This is a genomic window from Sphingomonas sp. SORGH_AS_0879 (assembly GCF_030819175.1).
Classification (GTDB): Bacteria; Pseudomonadota; Alphaproteobacteria; order Sphingomonadales; family Sphingomonadaceae; genus Sphingomonas.
Window position 1 is genome coordinate 4,115,296 of record NZ_JAUTBJ010000002.1, and the last position, 17,037, is coordinate 4,132,332.

The following is a 17,037-nucleotide window of genomic DNA, read 5'->3' on the forward strand; positions in this document are numbered from 1 at the left end:
TACCCTCTCCCCAACCTCCGTTCAGCCTGAGCGAAGTCGAAGGCCATGGGAATCCTGTGCGGCGATGGGCGGTACGTGCACTTCGACTTCGCTCAGTGCGAACGGAAGATGGGGTACAACCCTTCTGGCTCGACGATGTGTGAAGGCGGGGCTAGACCGCGATCACTCTCCTATCGCTGCCAGGTCTTGCCATGCCCCATTCCGCCCGCCCAACCACCCGACTGGCCGCCCTCCGCGCCGAATTGGCCGCGCAAGGGCTGGACGGCTTCGTCGTGCCGCTGACCGACGAGCATATGAGCGAATATGTCGGCGACTATGCGCAGCGCCTGGCCTGGCTGACCGGCTTTGGCGGGTCGGCGGGAACGGCGGTGGTGCTGGCGGACAAGGCGGCGATCTTTACCGATGGGCGCTACACGCTTCAGGTGCGCGAGCAGGTGTCGGGCGAGGATTACGCCTATATCCCCGTGCCGCAGGATAGCGTCGCGGGATGGCTGGGGCGCGAGGCGGCGGCGGGACAGCGGATCGGGTACGACCCGTGGCTGCACACCCGCCAGCAGGTCGCCGACATGACCGCCGCGCTGGCCGACCGGGATGCGGAACTGGTCGCGGTGAGCGCCAATCCGATCGACGCGGTGTGGACCGATCGCCCCGCCCCCTCCCCCGCCGTGCTGAGCGTGCAGGAGGATGCAGTGGCGGGCGAAAGCTCGGCGGCCAAGCGCGCGCGGATCGGCGAATGGCTGGCCGAGCAACGCGCCGATGCGGTGGTGCTGTCGGCGCTGGATTCGATCGCCTGGGCGCTCAACGTGCGCGGCACCGATGTCGCGCACACGCCGGTCGCGCTGTCCTATGCGATCATCCATGCGGACGGCGAAACCGACCTGTTCCTATCCCCTGAGAAGATCACGCCCGAGGTGCGCGCGCATCTGGGCAATGCGGTGCGCCTGCACGAGCGCGCGGCGTTCGAGGGCTATCTGACCGGCTTTGCAGGCCAGCGCGTGGTCGCGGACCCCGAACGCGCGGTGGCGGCGATCGCGCAAGCGCTGGAGGCGGGCGGGGCCAAGGTGCTGGGCTTGCGCGATCCGGTGGTGCTGACCAAGGCGATCAAGAACCCCGCCGAAGTCGCCGGGCACCGCGCCGCCTCTGTGCGCGACGGGGCGGCGATGGTGAAGTTCCTCCACTGGGTCGAGCGCGAATGCCCCAAGGGCGGGCAGACCGAATTGTCGGCAGCCGCCAAGCTGCTGGCGTATCGCGAAGCGACCGGGTTGCTCAAGGACACCAGCTTCTCGACCATCTCGGCGACCGGCGCGCATGGCGCGAGCCCGCATTATCACGTCACCGAGGAATCGAACGCCGCGATCGAGCCGGGGCAGTTGTTCCTGATCGACTCCGGCGGCCAATATCAGGACGGCACCACCGACATCACCCGCGTCATGCCGATCGGCGAGCCGACGGCGGAAATGCGCGACCGCTTCACCCGCGTGCTCAAGGGGCATATCGGCCTCGCCACCGCCGTCTTCCCGGATGGGACGTTGGGCGGGCATCTGGACTCGCTGGCGCGGCGGCCGCTCTGGGAGGTCGGGCTGGACTATGCGCATGGCACCGGCCACGGCGTCGGCGCCTATCTGTCGGTGCATGAGGGGCCGCAGCGGATCGCCGCGCCCAACTATCCCGGCGGCGCGGCGATGGAGCCGCTGCGCGCGGGCATGCTGCTGTCCAACGAGCCGGGTTATTACAAGGCGGGCGAGTACGGCATCCGCATCGAGAATCTGGTGCTGGTCGAGCCGCGCGACATCGCGGGCGCGGATCGGGAGATGCTGGGATTCGAGACGCTGACGCTCTGCCCGATCGAACGGACGCTGATCGTGGCGGATTTGCTGACAGCGGGGGAACGGAACTGGCTCAACGCCTATCATGCGCGGGTGGCGGAGAGGCTGGCCCCGGAACTGGAGGACGCGGATCGCGACTGGTTGCTGGAGAAGTGTGCGGCGATCTGATTTTTGTTCACGCGAAGCCGCGATGACGCGAAGAAGAAAAGAAGATTTGGTTCGCGCGGAGGCGCGGAGACGCGGAGATGTCTCGCCCGCCGCGCCAGCGGCCCTCTTATCTCAGGCGGTGACGAATAGAGGGCGCTGCGCGCGGCATATCCTCTCTGCGTCCTCTGCGCCTCTGCGCGAACAAACCTTCTTCTCCGCGCCTCCGCGTCTCCGCGCGAACCAAAACTCTTCGCGTCATCGCGGCTTCGCGTGAACAAAAACGCCGCGCGGGAGGGGCCTCCCACGCGGCATTTTGCGCACCTCATGCGACACAGAAACTGGACCCCGCCCTTCGCCGGGGAACAGTTAGCGCCCGAGGAGCACGCGCGCCTGCCCAGCTATCTGGGCCAGCATCGCGGCATTGGGCTGAGCGGCCAGACGCGCCCGGTCGATCACCGCCTTGAACTGGCCGACCCGTGCGGCATTGCGCTCCAGCCAGGCCTCGACCGCGGCTTCGGGATCGGTCGCGCCCGCACGGCCCAGGAAGTCCAGCCGCTGCTGCTGGAAGTCGCGCGCGAGGCCCGCGATCAGCAACCGCTCCCACGGATCGCTGGGGTTGATCCGCGCCGCCTGACCCTGCGCCCAGTCAAGGCCCAGCGCCTGGCCCAGACGGGTAAAGGCATGGGTCAGCCGCGTCTCGTCGAGCGACAGCCGCTGGCCCAGATCGGCCAGCCCCACCGCGCCGTCGAGTTCGGACACCCGCACCACCTGCGCCGCCAGATCGGCAGGCGCACCCGCCTCTGCCAGCGCGGCCACCACCCGCGCACTCTGCGCCTTGGCCTCGTCGCGAAGCAAGGCGGGCGTTTCCGCCGCCAGCCGCGCGATGCCCGGCTGCAACCGCTCCAGCACCTCGCCGGGGGCCGTGCCCGCAGGCATCGCCCGCAACAGGTCGGCGATCTGCGAGCGGGTCGCGCGCGCCACCTCGTCGAACAATCCGATACGCGCGGCCTCGGGCATCGCCGCCGTCTCGATCGCGGTCCACAAGGTCGGCAGATCGAACAGCCGCTCGACCACGACGAACATCGCCGCGATGTCGGCCATCGCCGCGCCTTCCTCCTCCGCCAGTTCGAACGGGTGGAGAATGCCCATCCGGTTGACGATCCGGTTGGCCAGCTTGGTCGCGACGATCTCGCCCCGCAGGCGATGCTGGTCGATGGCCTCGCCGAACTGCGCCTGCATGGCGGGCGGGAAGGCCGCGCGCAGATCGGGGAGCAGTTCGTCGTCCAGCGCCAGCGGGCTGGTCTCGATCGCGTCCTGCAAGGTCAGCTTGGCCGTCGCCAGCAGCACTGCCAGCTCGGGGCGGGTCAACGGAATGCCGTCCTGCCCGCGCCGCAGCAGCACGTCGTTGCTACCCAGCCCCTCGACCGCGCGGTCGAGCCGCCCGGCGCTCTCGAAGATCTCGATGACGCGGACGTAACTCGGCATCGCGCCCGCGCCATCCGCCTCGGCGATCGACAGCCCCAAGGTCTGGAGCCGGTTATCCTCCAGCACCAGATGCGCCACGTCATCGGTCATCGACGCGAGAAGCGTGTTGCGGTCGCCCTCCGCCAACCGGCCCTCGATCATCTCGCGGTTGAGCGCGATCTTGATGTTGACCTCGTTATCCGAGCAGTCGACGCCCGCCGAATTGTCGATGAAGTCGGTGTTGATCCGCCCGCCACGCTCGGCAAAGGCGATGCGCGCGGCTTGCGTGACGCCCAGATTCGCGCCCTCGCCGATGGCGATGACCCGCAAATCCTCGGCATCGACGCGCAGGCGGTCGTTCGCCGGATCGCCGACCTGGACGTTGTTCTCCGCCGCCGCCTTGATGTACGTCCCGATGCCGCCGAACCAGAGCAGATCGGCCGGGGCCTTCAGGATCGCCGAGATCAAGGCCGCCGGTTCGAGCGAGGTCGCGGTGATGCCCAAGGCCTCACGGATTTCGTCCGACAGAGGAATGGTCTTGGCCGAACGCGGGAAGACGCCACCGCCCGCCGAAATCAGGCTGGTGTCGTAATCCGCCCAACTCGACCGGGGAAGCGCGAACATGCGCGCGCGCTCGTCCCAACTCGCCGCCGGATCGGGGTTCGGGTCGAGGAAGATGTGGCGATGATCGAACGCGGCGACCAGCTTGATCGCCTTGGACAAGAGCATCCCATTGCCGAACACGTCGCCCGACATGTCGCCGCAACCGACCACGCGGATCGGCTGGCTCTGCACGTCGATGCCGCGCTCGGCGAAGTGGCGCTGGACCGAGACCCATGCGCCCTTGGCGGTGATGCCCATCGCCTTGTGGTCGTAACCCTGGCTACCCCCGGAGGCGAAGGCGTCGCCCAGCCAGAAACCGCGCTCCAGCGCCAGCGCATTGGCGACGTCGGAGAAGGTCGCGGTGCCCTTGTCGGCGGCGACCACGAAATAGGGGTCTTCGCCGTCCAGCACCCGCACGCCGTCCGGGTGCACCACCGCGCCCTCGACGATATTGTCGGTGATCGACAGCAAAGCGCGGATGAAGACGCGGTAGCTTTCCTTGCCCTCGGCGGCCCATCCGTCGCGGTCCGTGACCGGCGACGGGAGTTGCTTGGGATAGAAACCGCCCTTGGCCCCGGTCGGCACGATGACCGCGTTCTTCACCCGTTGCGCCTTCATCAGCCCCAGGATTTCGGTGCGGAAGTCGTCGCGGCGATCCGACCAGCGCAAGGCCGCCACGTGCCACCGGCCCGGCGCGCAGGTGAATGCCCTCGACCCGCGGGGAATAGACCCACACCTCACGCCACGGCAGCGGCGCGGGCAGGCCCGGAATCCTATGGCTGTCCAGCTTGAACGCCAGCGCTTCCTTGCCAGCCTCGGCAAAGGCGTTGGTGCGCAACGTCGCCGCGATCATGTCGCGGAAGCTGCGCAGAATACGGTCGTCGTCGATGGCCGACACCGCATCCAGCCCGGTCGCGATCGCGGCATCGGCGGCGGCGATGTCGCCCGTCGCCTTCGGGTCATGCGCCGCCGTGAACCGCTCGATCAGCGCGGTCGCCAGCCTGGGCGCGCGGCGCAGCGCATCGACCACGGTGGTCAGCCCGTAAGGCAGTCCCGCCTGCCGCAGATAGCGGAACCAGGCGCGGAACAGCACCACCGCCTGGGGGCTCAACCCCACATCGACGATCAGCCGGTTGAACGCGTCATTCTCCGCCGCGCCCTCCAGCACGGCGGCAATCGCGCCCTCCAGCACCGCCGCGCCCCTGGGCTCGGTGGTCGCCTCGGTCTCGACGATGAAGTCGTGGACGAAGGGATCGGAATCGTCACGCAGCCTTGTCGGCAGTTCGCCGATCACGCGGAAGCCGAAATTCTCCAAGACCGGCACCGCGTCCGACAGGGCCAGCGCGCCGTTCAGCTTGTAGATCTTGAGCTGGCGATCCTGCCCCGGCTGGACCGGGAAGAGGCGGACCGAACGGCTGCCCTCATTCTCCAGGCTCGACAGGCGCAGAATATCCGCCGCCGCCTCGCCCGCATCGCTGAGGTTGCGATAATTGGTCGGGAAGGCATTGGCCCAGCGCAGCGCCAGACGCGCCGCACGGGGGGCGGGCACCTGTTCGGCCAGCGCCGCCTCGACATCGGGCATCCATCCGCGCACCATCTTGCGCAGCCGCTCGGCCAGCGCCGCCGTATCCGGCAGGCGGCCATCCTGGCGCAGGTCGATGGTATAGCGGATCAGCGCGACGACGCCGTCCTCCAGCGCGATCGACCAGTTGAGCAGCGATCCGTTCGCCGCCTCGCCCAGCATGTCACCGATGGCGACGCGCCGCGCGGTGGTCAGTTCGTCGCGCGGCAGCCAGACAAAGGCGAACAGATGCCGCTGCAACACCGAGCGGATCAGCACCAGTTCGGGACGCGGCCGGTCCGCCAGCGACATGGCGGTCAGCGCCAGCGTCTCCAGCGCCTCGGCCGGGAAAGCCGTGACCAGATCATGCGGCAAGGCGGTCAGCGCATGGGTCAGCGCCTTGCCCGTATGGCCGCGCGGATCGAAACCGAACTTGGCCTGCAACGCGGCGAGGCGCGTGCGCAGCACCGGCACCTCGTGCGGGGGGCTGGCGAGCGCGGCGCTGGTCCACAGACCCGCATGGATCGACAGACCGACGGGGCGACCGCCCTGGATGATCGGCACCAGCACCAGATCGAGCGGCACCGAACGGTGCACGGTCGAGATCGCGTTGGACTTGAGCAACAGCGGCGCCGCGCCACCTTCCGCGAAATAGGCCAGCGCCCGCTGCCGCGACGTGTCGGCCAGCAACGGCACCTTGTGCGGCGTCCGCGCCACGCCCAATGCGGGGGCGTCGCGGCCATCCTCATACCATGTCTCATGGCCGAGCAGCGTCAGCTTGCCGTTCAGGAACCACAGCAGGAGCGCCGCGCCCTCGCCATTCTTCTCGCCCAGCGTGGTCGCATCGGCGGCCAGCGCGTCCTGCAAGCCCGACCAGTCGGCCACGGCGGCGCGCACATCGGCCAGAACGCCACGCAGATCATCGACCAGGCCGCGCCGGTCGCGCGCATCGGCGCGTTCCATTTCCAGATAGATGAAGGATTCGGACTTTCCGCCCGCCCCGATCGCCTGAAGCTCGCCCTCTGCGTCGCGGGTCACAGGCAGGACGGGGTGGATCACCCGGTCGATCGCGATACCGTCCGCGCCGACCATGGCGGCGATCGAATCGACCAGGAACGGCATGTCGTCATTGACGATGGCCAGGCGCATCCGGCGATGCGTGTCGTCGCCCGACATCGGCTCCAGCGCGATGGAGGGCTCTCCGGCCGCGCGCCGCTGCGCCACCCCCGCGACGAAGGCCGCCGCAGCCGCCACCTCCGCGGGGCCAAACCCCTGCAACTCCGCCGGAAGGGCGCCCTGGGTCAGCCGCGCGGCAATCGCGTCGGCCATCGGATGCGACATATTCGGTGCCATGGACGCTAGTCCTAGGCCCGGCGTCCGCGCCGCTCAACCCTTTGCAACCCGAGAAAAGATGTTGCGTCGCAGCGCAATTATCCGCGCGTGGCGCGCAATACCCTTTCGGCCAACCGCGCATCGCCGCTGACCGAACCGGTGATCGCCACGCCGCCTGCGACGCTGACATGACCGACCAGCACCATCGGCGTTCCGGGCGCGGCATCGGTCGCGAAATCGACATGCCCGATGACCTCGGGCTCGGCCATGGCCTTGGCGGACGGTGGATTCCACAAGTCCTCGGCGGTCCCTTGCGCCACCGGTGCCGGCGCACGGCTCGCGGATTGAAGCAGCGCCGAATCGAGCGTCGCCTGCAACAGCGGATCGGCCAGTTCCTTCCAACTGACCACTCCGTGCACGAAATCGATCATCAGCCCGTCGGACGAATAGGGCAGCAGGATGCCACGATAGAGCGTGGTCCGCCCCCGTCCGTTGATGAACTCGGCCTCGAACCCCGCCGGGGCCTGATCGATCAGGATCCGGTCGCAATGCCCCGTCAGCCGGGCGAGCAGCGATCGTTCGGGAAGGTCGGCGACGCGCTTGACCGGTCCCGCCATGCCGCACTCCTCGCGCAGCGCCTGGCCGATATAGGCGATGGCCGGATCGCGCCGGTCGCCGCGAAAGTCGAGCAGGACGGAATTGGCCGCGAAATCCCCCATCGCGTCGGCTTCGAGCGCCCCGATCACCGGGAACCGCGCATCTCCCAGCAACGACGCCCAATGGTGATAGGCCCGCGCATGCAACCGTCGCTCGACCCCGCCGAGGTCCAGAAGCACATCATCGCCTCGATCGGCCCCATCGCTCCCGACCGATACGGTATCGGGGTGCGGGGCGCTGCTCATGACTGTCTTCCTGGCCATGCTCCGGTCATGCCCGCCTATAGTTAACCCCGGGTAAAGATCGCAAAGACGCTTGCCAGCCCCCCAACGACCTGTTAAGCGCGCCCACCTCGACCGGACACCAGCCGGTTCGATCGACGGGCCGCTTTAGCTCAGCTGGTAGAGCATCGCATTCGTAATGCGGGGGTCACAGGTTCGAGTCCTGTAAGCGGCACCATCACGTCTCCGGAACAAACCTGGAAAACCGCAGAAATCTGCGGTAAACTGCCTCTCGGCGGTCCCGTGAAATCTCATTATGTTCCGCCTTGGCCCACTCAAAAGGGGCCACGAATCATGGGGCCACGAACGTTGCAGGAGGCGTGGCCCCATGCTTACGGTTGTGCAGATTCGGGCGCTGAAACCGGCAGAGCGTCCTTACAAGGTGGCCGATTCGGACGGCCTGTATCTACTGGTGCAGCCATCCGGCACCCTGCTCTGGCGCTTTCGCTATCGATGCTGCGGCATCGAGCGCAAACTTTCGCTGGGCAGTTTCCCCGATGTCACCTTGGTGCAGGCGCGCAGGAAGCGCGACGAGGCCAAGGCCGAACTCGATGACGGGATCGATCCGGTCGAGGAAAAGCGCCAGCGGCGGCTTAAGGCCGAACTCGCCGCGCAGACAACCTTCGCCCTGGTGGCGGAGGAATATATCCAGAAGATGGAGCGGGAGGGACGCTCCCCCGCCACCATCAAGAAGGCGCGCTGGTTCCTTGAACTACTCGATGGCATCGCCAAGCGCCCGATCGCAGCGATCACCCCGCATGAGCTTCTCGACGTGCTGAAGCGGGTAGAGCGTCGGGGGCATCATGAGACAGCGCTTCGGCTACGCTCCTTTGCCGGCCGCGTCTTCCGCTATGGTTTCGCGACCCTGCGCACCGAGCGCAATCCAGCCGACATCCTGCGCGGGGCCCTTACCGTACCCCGGGTCAAACATCATGCCGCGATCGTCGAGCCCAAGAAGGTCGGCGACCTGCTGCGCGCAATCGACGGGTACACGGGCCGGCCCGAGACCTTGCACGCGCTCAGGATCGCGCCGCATGTCTTCCTGCGTCCGGGTGAGCTGCGGCAGGCGAAGTGGAGCGAGATCGACTTCGCCGAAAAGGTCTGGCGCGTGCCGGCCGAACGCATGAAGATGAAGCAGCCGCATGCCGTACCCTTGTCGCGGCAGGTGCTGTTCCTTTTGCAGGATCTGCGGTCGCTGGCGCGGGACAGCGAATTCCTCTTCCCGGCGCTTCATACCACCAAGCGCTGCATCTCGGACAATACGCTGAACGTCGCGCTGCGCCGCCTGGGGTTCGAGAACGACGAGATGACCAGCCACGGCTTCCGCGCCATGGCCAGCACGCTCCTCAACGAGTCAGGGCTGTGGCATCCCGACGCCATCGAGCGCGCGCTGGCCCATGGCGAGAAGGACAAGGTGCGCGCCGCCTATCATCGCGGCGCGCACTGGGCGGAACGGGTGCGCATGGCGCAGTGGTGGTCGGATTATCTCGACCAACTCCGGGTTGGCGGTGCCGTCATCAAAGGCAAGTTTCGGAAGCGAGCGTAAGACTTGCGACACCTGCCATATGATGATGGCGTTATTTCGCAGGATCGTAGGAAGCGGGATTGCGCATCCACTCGTCGATGGCCGAGGCACGCCAGCCTATGCAGCGGGTGCTGAGCTGAGTGCTCCTTGGAAAGGTGCCGTCGGCCATCTTGCGATATAGGGTGGAACGGCAAAGTCCTGTCTGCGCCAGGACGGCGTTCAGACGGAGAAAGCGGTCAGGATTAGCGGACATGGGCGCCACCTTTCGGTTTTGCGGTTGGGAAGTGACGTGACCCCCGTTTCTTCATCCAACTGGAAGTAGAGACCGTCTCCTTAAAGGGACGGACGGAATGAAGCGGAAGCAGTTTTCGGAAGAGCAGATCATCGGCATCCTGAAGGAGGCCGAGGCGGGTGCGGTGGTGACGGAGCTGTGCCGCAAGCACGGGATGTCGAGCGCGACTTACTATGCGTGGAAGGCGAAGTTCGGCGGCCTGGAGGTGTCCGACGCAAAGCGCCTGCGGTCGCTCGAAGAGGAGAACGCCCGGCTCAAACGGCTACTGGCGGACACGATGCTGGACAATGCGGGGTTGAAAGACCTGCTGTCAAAAAAGTGGTGACGCCCGCCGCGAAGCGGCAAGCGGTCGCGCATCTCCAGGCGACGCTGGGGATGAGCGAGCGGCGGGCATGCACGGTCGTTGGGGCAGACCGCACGAGCATGCGGTATCGCTCGTGCCGGGCGGATGATGGCGACCTGCGGTCGCGGCTGCGCGAGCTGGCGCAGCAACGCCGACGGTTCGGCTATCGGCGTCTGCACATCCTGCTGCGCCGGGACGGCATCACGATCAACCGCAAGAAGACCCAGCGGCTCTATCGTGAGGAGGGTTTGACGGTCAGGCGCCGGAAGGGACGAAGGCGCGCCACAGGCAGCCGTGCGCCCGCGTCAGTGCTGGCGCTTCCCAACCAGCGCTGGAGTCTGGACTTCGTCCACGACCAGCTCGTGACCGGCCGTCGGTTCCGCGTGCTCAACATCGTCGATGACGTCACGCGCGAATGCCTTCGGGCGGTGGTGGACACGTCGATCTCGGGCCGGCGGGTCGTGCGCGAGCTGGCCGATCTGATCGCCGAGCGTGGCAGGCCGAAGATGATCGTCAGCGACAACGGGACCGAACTGACGTCGAACGCGGTGCTCGCCTGGTCCGGCGATGCCCGCATCGAGTGGCATTACATCGCGCCGGGCAAGCCCACGCAGAACGGGTTCGTCGAGAGCTTTAACGGTCGCATGCGCGACGAGCTGCTCAACGAGACGCTGTTCTTCACCATCGGTCAGGCCCGCTCGATTCTGGCCCGCTGGGTCGACGACTACAACAACGAGCGTCCGCACTCCTCGCTCGGCTACGCCACTCCGGCAGCCTTCGCTGCCGGGCTCGAACAGCAACGGGCGGGGTTAACCCCGCCCGTTGCTTCACCTGCGCTTATGCGCGAAAACCACGGTCGGTCTCTGGTTGCCGCTGGATGAAAGACCGGGGTCACGTCAGTAACGACTCTCTGCTACAATCGTAGCGAGGCGAGAATGAGCGTAGCTGGTTAAGCGTGATGGCGGCACTTACGATTTCCGGGGTTCGATCCCACTGGCCCAAAGGCAAAGACTGAACCGCGCCGGGTTTGCCGGGGGGGGGCCCGACGCCTGAGGCGAAGCGGCCTTGAGAAACAACAGGACAAGGTTCCGCCCCAGGTCACGCCCCCCGGCGAAACAGGAAGCGCTCGGATATCCAATGTGCGGCAGCGCCAATGGCGACGCCGAGCAACACCTCCTCGGCGCGCGCCAGCGCGGCCGTGACGATCGATCCACCGGGCGGTGCCGTCAGCAGCACGATCACCGACGTCCACATGCAGACCCGCAGTTCCGGGCGGAGACGGGCGATGCTGGCGGTGATACCCACCGCAACCGCCAGCATCGCGACCTGCCCCGCCCCGCGCATCGCGATGGCGACCAGCAACGCCACCACCAAGCCCACGACGGTCGCGGCAATCCGCGACGTCAGCGATCGGTGCGTGTCGCCCAGCCTGTCCTGCGACACCACCAGCGCCGACACGCTCGCCCAAACCGGATGGTCCAGCCCCATCCGGTTGGCGATCACCAGCGCCAGCACCGCGGCCGCCGTGCAGCGCGCGACGAAGGCGATCGAACGGATCGCCTCCGTGCGGGACACGGCCGCAGTCACCCACGACCGCAGAGCGAGCGGTCGCCTCACCGGAACAGATTGGCCTTGGCCAGTTCCAGCACCTCGTCGCCACGTCCGCTGAGCACCGCGCGCGGGCGGCGTAGAGGCTGAAGCCCTTGACCTGCTCGGCCTGGATCTTGGGCGGCATGATGAGTTCCTGCGTTTCGGTGACGACGTCGACCAGCGCGGGGCCGTCATGCGCGAAGGCATCGCGCAAGGCGCTCTCCAAAGCATCGGACCGCGTCACGCGCACCCCGAAATAGCCCATCTCGCGCGCGATCGCGCCGAAATCGGGGTTCTGGAGCGAGACATTCTCGTCGACATAGCCCGCCGCCTTCTGCTCCAGCGCCACGAAGCCCAGCGTGGAGTTGTTGAAGACGACGATCTTGATCGGCAGCTTCATCTGCACCGCGGTCAGCATGTCGCCCATCAGCATGGCGAGGCCGCCGTCGCCCGACATCGACACGATCTGGCGCGCGGGGAAGGCACCCTGCGCGCCCAGCGCCTGGGGCAGTGCATTGGCCATCGAGCCATGGTTGAACGATCCGATCAGCCGCCGCCGCCCGTTCATCGTCAGATAGCGCGCGGCCCAGACGGCCGGGGTCCCGACATCGGCGGTGAAGATCGCATCCTGGGCGGCCAGCCGGTCGATGGTGCGCGCGACGAACTGCGGGTGGAGCGGCTTGTCGCCATCGCGCGTGGTCGCCAGGTCGTCCAGCCCCTTGCGGGCATCGCGATAATGGGCGCGGGCCTTTTCCAGGAACCGGTCGTCCCGCTCGCCCCGGATCAGCGGGACCAGTCCCCGCGCCACCTCGACGACATCGCCGACCACGCCCAGGTCGAGCGGCACGCGGCGACCGAGCGCACTGGGGTCGCGGTCCACCTGAACGACCTTCGCCTTTTCAGGGTAGAAATTGCGATAGGGAAAGTCGGTGCCGAGCATCAGCAGCGTGTCGCAGTCCATCATCGCGTGATAGCCCGACGAAAAGCCTATCAGCCCGGTCATCCCGACATCATAGGGATTGTCGTACTCGATATATTCCTTGCCACGATAGGCATGGACGATGGGGGCCTTCAGCGCCTCGGCCAGCGCCACCACCTCGTCATGCGCACCCGCCGTGCCCGAGCCGCAGAGCAGGGTCACCGCCTTCGACCCGTTGAGCAGGTCCGCGATCTTCGCCAGTTCCGCCTGCCCGGGCACCAGGCGCGGGGTGGCGAGCGGCGGGAAGGCGACGGCCCGCGCCTCGGGCGCGGGCTTCAGCGCGATATCGCCTGGGATGACCAGCACCGCGACGCCGCGCTGGCCGATCGCGGTGCGGATCGCGCGGTGGAGCAGTTCGGGCATCTGGCGCGGGTCCTGCACCATCTCGCAGAAATGGCTGCACTCGCGGAACAGCTCGGTCGGATGGGTTTCCTGGAAATATCCGAGGCCGATCTCGCTCGACGGGATATGCGCAGCGATGGCGAGGACCGGCACATGGTTGCGGTGGCAGTCATACAGGCCGTTGATGAGGTGGAGGTTGCCCGGCCCGCAACTGCCCGCACAGACCGCCAGCGCACCGGTCGCGGCCGCCTCCGCCCCCGCCGCGAAGGCGCCCGCCTCCTCGTTGCGGACATGCATCCATTGGATCTTGCCCGATTTCCGCAGGCTGTCGTTGAAGGCGTTCAGGCTGTCGCCGGTCACGCCCCAGATGCGCTCCACGCCCGCCTCGACCAGCGTGCGGTTCAACAGGTCGGCAATCGTCTCGGCCACAATCCGTCCTCTCTTGTATCGATCGGGGCGCAGCGCCACCGTCTTCACGTTGCAAGGGCGAAACGAGGAGGCGAAGGATTGGCTTCCAATAAGAGCGATGATGTTTTTGCAACGTGCCGTGCCAATGATGCATGACATGCGATGTCGCGATGGTCAGCGAAGCGGGCGGAGGAGGCGCGTATGTCCTCGGCAAGGGCGGCCCGTTGCTCCCGCGCCGGACATCGAACACGCGCTCGACCCGGCTTCGCGGAGGCATCGACATGAGCGGCGTGCAAGGCGCGCGCCACGCCGAATGCGAGATGGCGATGCTGCCGCAGCGACAGGGATGACCCTCGCCGTCAGCGATGCTGAAGGCGAGGAGCCGTTCCGACCTATCGACGAGCTTCCGTCGCCATCCTGACGGCCAAGGCTGCCAACACGGTCCCCATGACCCAGCGCTGGATCAGTGCGAATGTCGGGCGCTGGGTCAGGAATATGGCAATCGAGGCGGCGGACACCGCGATCAGGGCGTTGACGCCAACGCTGAGGATGATCTGGACGCTTCCCAGCACCAGCGCCTGCCCCAGGACGCTGCCGCGCGCGGGGTCGATGAACTGCGGCAACAAGGACAGATACATCACCGCGATCTTTGGGTTCAGCAGATTGGTCAGGAAGCCCATCAGGAACAGCTTGCGCGGACTGTCCACCGGCAGATCCCTGACCTGGAACGGCGAGCGTCCCCCGGGCCGGACCGCCTGCCATGCCAGCCAGATCAGATAGAGGGCGCCGACAATGCGAACGGCGTCATAGGCATAAGGCACCGCCAGCACGAGCGCGGTGATGCCGAAGGCCGCGCACAACATGTAGAAGACGAAACCGAGTGCGACACCGCCCAGCGAGATCAGGCCGGCGGTCCTCCCCTGACAGATCGAGCGAGAGATCAGATAGACCATGTTCGGCCCCGGCGTCAGGGCCATGCCGAGGGCGATGGCGGCAAAGGTCAGCAAGCTGGCGAGTTAGGGCATCTGCTTTCTCCCTATGGAAAGGATGCCCAGACGCGCGGCGAATGCCCCCGCGCTCCCCGATGGTACTCCATCTGTCAGCGTCAGTCGCGCGAGGTGTCGGAAGATAGTCATCGGCGTTGCGATCTGTAAAGACCGACCTGTCGTGACGGCATCGAGCGCCGCTTTGCTGTGCAAGCAAAGCCCTGGCGACCCTTCCGTCAGCGGATATCGACCGCCAGGAGCAGCGTGGCGGGGTGATGGATATGGATCGGGAAGAGGAATGTGCAGCCATAACGCTGCCGGAGAGCATGTCCGCGTTGTCGGCGGGGTATGAGTGGGCGCGCGACACTGTCGGGGAGTCGGGCGGTGCCGTCTATCGGCTGCATGGCAGGATCGCTGCGCCCGACCTGTTCCTCAAACATGGCCGAGTCTCTGTCGCTGGCGGCATTCCTGCGGCGCCTCCACGCGGGTCTGGTCTAGGAAGAGGATTTCGACGCCGACCGTGAGGGCTGGACTGCGGAACAGCGATGGGACGCGATGCAGCGCCTGTTGCCGCTGCCATCCGATCCCGTCGTCACGCGCGGCGACTTCTCGCTCGATAATATCTTGCTGGTCAACGGCGAGGTGGTCGGCTGTGCAGCTTGGGCGGCCTATGTCTCCAGATCGGTCGCGAGGGAAAAGCCGACATAGCGACCGGCATTGTAGGTCAGGCCCCCCGAGGAGTCGGCGATCCACCGATAGCTATCGAACAGGTTCATCACCTGAACGCGGGCGATCACCTCGCGCTGCCCGAGCCGGAGCCGGTGACGCGCGCCCAGGGCGACGGTCGGGCGCGATGGCAGGCGGAGGGCATTGGCCTGGTCGGCGAACGACCCGCCATGCCGCGTCACCTGAAGATCGAAGGACGATCCGCGCCAGCTTTCCGGATGCACGTCCAGCGCCAGGACGATGCGACTGCGGCTGGTGCCGACCGGGCGCGGGCCGATCGTTCCGTCTTCGACCAATTCCCCGGTGACGCGCGGATCGAGCAGGACCGCACCCGCAACGATGCTGGCGAACGGCGTCATGTTCCCGCTCAACGACCCCTCGATACCGCGGTGGCGGACCTCGCCCAACCGGCGGTAGAGGTTCGAGCCGTCGAGATTGAAATAGGGCTTGCGCACATCGAACACGCCCATCGCCGCTTGCAGCTTGCCCAGCGAGGCGCGCACGCCGGCATCGACCTGCCGCGTCCGCAGCGCGGGCGGCGCCGCATTGCGGTTGACCGCGATATCCGGGGCCACCTCGCTTTCCTCCAGCCCTCGCGTCACCCCGGCATAAGCCGACAGGCCGGACGCCACGTCGATCGAGGCCATCAGGTTGAACAGCCACGGCCGGTCACGCGACAGGATGGCGTCGCGCCCGGGCGGACGGACATGCTTGCGATAATCGGTCTTCTGGATGCCGATGTTGAGGCTGCCCCGCCCCTTCCAGCGCCCCTCATAAGCGATGCCGCCCGTCACCTGTCGAACGTCGTCGGGCGTGCGCTCCGCGAAGGTGAAGGACGGTTCGGCGATCGGCGCGCGCGTCGCGATGTCGCGGCGGGACAGTTCGACCGCCTCCGCCTCGCCGTAGAGGCGGACCTGATCGCGGGCGCGGGCCGATACATGGAAGCGATGCAGCCGCGGACCTTCGGTGAAGGTGCGGGACACGCGTACCTCGCCCGAGGTGGAGGCATAGCGCGACGGCGGGGCCGCATAGACGGTTTCCGTGCCGGTGCCTTCTTCGTCCACGTCGAGCCACAGCGTCGTCCGATCGCGGCTGACGGCGAAGATCGACCGGAACAGGCCGCCCGCCACCGACCAGTCCCCCAGCTTCGTGCGGGCGATCAGGCCCGTATTGCTGCCGCGACTGGTGTTGGTCGCCCAGTCCTGCCCGGTGTAGCGGCGGCGATCGCGCACGCGCGGCGGGACAAACGCGCCGCTGGTGAAATAGGTCGGCAGGGCCTCCTCGCTCCAGATCGAGTCGAGGCTCCAGAACGGGATGATCTCGGTATCGGGCGCGGGCCGCCACCGGAGGCTGACGCCGCCGGAGAATAGCTTCGGCGTGCCCCCGAACCATTCATCGTCACGATAGAGGCCGAACCCGCCCGCCGCCGACAAGGTTCGACCGACGATCGGTGCGCGAACGTCGAACTCGATACTGGCGTCGCCGAACGTGCCCGCGTTCAACCGGGGGCTGAGGACCAGGGCCTCGGGCGCCTCGGGTAGGCGAAAATCGGCGATCCCGGTCGGCGCCGGGAACGGATAGTCGATCGCCGTCAGGCCGATGCGGATGATCGAGCTGTCGACGATGCGATAGCTGAGGTCCGCCTGCTGATCGATATACAGCCCCTCGATACGGACATTGCCCGCGTCGATCGGCGAGAAGCCGCGCACGTCCTCCTCATCGTACAGTCCGACGGACTCGTTGGCGTAGCTGACGCCGAACGCGTCCTCGGCCGCTCGCGCGGCGTTCTGGTCGGCGCGCTGCGCCCATGCCTCCCCCGCGAACCCGAAGGCCGCGAGTGTCATCAATGCCCATTTCCGCATGTCTGCCCCCGCCGCCCCCTCTAGCGAGGGACTTGCGGCTTACCAAGATCAAACCGGATCGGCCGCACTGCTGCATCGGGCCATGCCCCATATGGGGTCTGGATCAGCGCGGC

The 17,037-nt window shown here is 67.1% G+C and carries 9 protein-coding genes, 1 tRNA gene, 3 pseudogenes and 1 riboswitch; of the genes and pseudogenes, 6 read left to right on the forward strand and 7 right to left on the reverse strand.

What is annotated here, in order from left to right; all coding sequences use genetic code 11:
- The first annotated feature begins 191 nt into the window (after positions 1 to 191).
- Positions 192 to 1,994: an aminopeptidase P family protein gene (locus tag QE379_RS19210; RefSeq protein WP_307002923.1), complete on the forward strand. Its 1,803-nt coding sequence runs from the start codon at positions 192 to 194 to the stop codon at positions 1,992 to 1,994.
- Between the two features lie 345 nt (positions 1,995 to 2,339).
- Here the strand turns inward: QE379_RS19210 and QE379_RS19215 are convergent.
- Positions 2,340 to 6,954: pseudogene (locus tag QE379_RS19215) on the reverse strand (NAD-glutamate dehydrogenase).
- A gap of 77 nt (positions 6,955 to 7,031) precedes the next feature.
- Positions 7,032 to 7,835: a hypothetical protein gene (locus QE379_RS19220; RefSeq protein WP_307002924.1), complete on the reverse strand. Its 804-nt coding sequence runs from the start codon at positions 7,833 to 7,835 to the stop codon at positions 7,032 to 7,034.
- Positions 7,836 to 7,973: 138 nt separating this feature from the next.
- Here QE379_RS19220 and QE379_RS19225 point away from each other — a divergent pair.
- Positions 7,974 to 8,049 (forward strand) — tRNA-Thr (locus QE379_RS19225).
- A gap of 150 nt (positions 8,050 to 8,199) precedes the next feature.
- The gene (locus tag QE379_RS19230) at positions 8,200 to 9,417 is read left to right on the forward strand and encodes an integrase arm-type DNA-binding domain-containing protein (RefSeq protein WP_307003308.1); all 1,218 of its coding nucleotides are present in this window, start codon (positions 8,200 to 8,202) and stop codon (positions 9,415 to 9,417) included.
- Between the two features lie 31 nt (positions 9,418 to 9,448).
- Here QE379_RS19230 and QE379_RS19235 read toward each other — a convergent pair whose 3' ends face one another.
- On the reverse strand, positions 9,449 to 9,649 hold the full coding sequence (locus tag QE379_RS19235) for an AlpA family transcriptional regulator (protein ID WP_084220569.1): 201 nt from the start codon (positions 9,647 to 9,649) through the stop codon (positions 9,449 to 9,451).
- A gap of 97 nt (positions 9,650 to 9,746) precedes the next feature.
- On the opposite strand from QE379_RS19235, the gene QE379_RS19240 reads away from it, so the two are divergent.
- Positions 9,747 to 10,912, forward strand: a protein-coding gene (locus QE379_RS19240) for an IS3 family transposase (RefSeq protein WP_373461696.1) whose coding sequence is annotated in 2 segments (ribosomal slippage) — positions 9,747 to 10,008 and positions 10,008 to 10,912 — 1,167 coding nt in all. Because the reading frame shifts where the segments join, the coding sequence is not laid out codon by codon here.
- Positions 10,913 to 11,129: 217 nt separating this feature from the next.
- Here QE379_RS19240 and QE379_RS19715 read toward each other — a convergent pair.
- Both QE379_RS19715 and poxB read right to left on the reverse strand, forming a co-directional pair.
- Complete coding sequence (locus QE379_RS19715; RefSeq protein WP_373461880.1) at positions 11,130 to 11,852, reverse strand: FUSC family protein; 723 nt, start codon at positions 11,850 to 11,852, stop codon at positions 11,130 to 11,132.
- Positions 11,764 to 13,509, reverse strand: a pseudogene (poxB, locus tag QE379_RS19245) (ubiquinone-dependent pyruvate dehydrogenase); the annotation flags it as partial. The pseudogene poxB and the gene QE379_RS19715, both read right to left, overlap by 89 nt.
- Here poxB and QE379_RS19250 point away from each other — a divergent pair.
- Positions 13,503 to 13,700 carry a hypothetical protein gene (locus tag QE379_RS19250; protein ID WP_307002929.1) on the forward strand — a complete coding sequence of 66 codons (198 nt, stop codon included), beginning with the start codon at positions 13,503 to 13,505 and terminating at the stop codon, positions 13,698 to 13,700. The pseudogene poxB and the gene QE379_RS19250 overlap by 7 nt on opposite strands.
- A gap of 42 nt (positions 13,701 to 13,742) precedes the next feature.
- Here QE379_RS19250 and QE379_RS19255 read toward each other — a convergent pair whose 3' ends face one another.
- The gene (locus QE379_RS19255; protein WP_307002930.1) at positions 13,743 to 14,357 is read right to left on the reverse strand and encodes a LysE family translocator; all 615 of its coding nucleotides are present in this window, start codon (positions 14,355 to 14,357) and stop codon (positions 13,743 to 13,745) included.
- A gap of 35 nt (positions 14,358 to 14,392) precedes the next feature.
- A riboswitch (ZMP/ZTP riboswitch) is annotated at positions 14,393 to 14,473 on the reverse strand.
- 135 nt (positions 14,474 to 14,608) lie between these two features.
- On the opposite strand from QE379_RS19255, the pseudogene QE379_RS19720 reads away from it, so the two are divergent.
- Positions 14,609 to 14,990: pseudogene (locus QE379_RS19720) on the forward strand (phosphotransferase); the annotation flags it as partial.
- A 14-nt stretch (positions 14,991 to 15,004) separates the two neighbouring features.
- Here the strand turns inward: QE379_RS19720 and QE379_RS19260 are convergent.
- Positions 15,005 to 16,906 (reverse strand): TonB-dependent receptor domain-containing protein, encoded by a 1,902-nt coding sequence (locus QE379_RS19260; RefSeq protein WP_307002931.1) that lies wholly within the window; start codon positions 16,904 to 16,906, stop codon positions 15,005 to 15,007.
- Positions 16,907 to 17,037: the final 131 nt, after the last annotated feature.

Coding starts and splice junctions, on each gene's coding strand:
- QE379_RS19230 (WP_307003308.1), top strand. CDS start 8,200: ATGCTTACGGTTGTGCAGATTCGGGCGCTGAAACCGGCAGAGCGTCCT.
- QE379_RS19260 (WP_307002931.1), bottom strand. CDS start 16,906: ATGACACTCGCGGCCTTCGGGTTCGCGGGGGAGGCATGGGCGCAGCGC.
- QE379_RS19250 (WP_307002929.1), top strand. CDS start 13,503: ATGACATGCGATGTCGCGATGGTCAGCGAAGCGGGCGGAGGAGGCGCG.
- QE379_RS19220 (WP_307002924.1), bottom strand. CDS start 7,835: ATGAGCAGCGCCCCGCACCCCGATACCGTATCGGTCGGGAGCGATGGG.
- QE379_RS19235 (WP_084220569.1), bottom strand. CDS start 9,649: ATGTCCGCTAATCCTGACCGCTTTCTCCGTCTGAACGCCGTCCTGGCG.
- QE379_RS19210 (WP_307002923.1), top strand. CDS start 192: ATGCCCCATTCCGCCCGCCCAACCACCCGACTGGCCGCCCTCCGCGCC.
- QE379_RS19715 (WP_373461880.1), bottom strand. CDS start 11,852: ATGCTTTGGAGAGCGCCTTGCGCGATGCCTTCGCGCATGACGGCCCCG.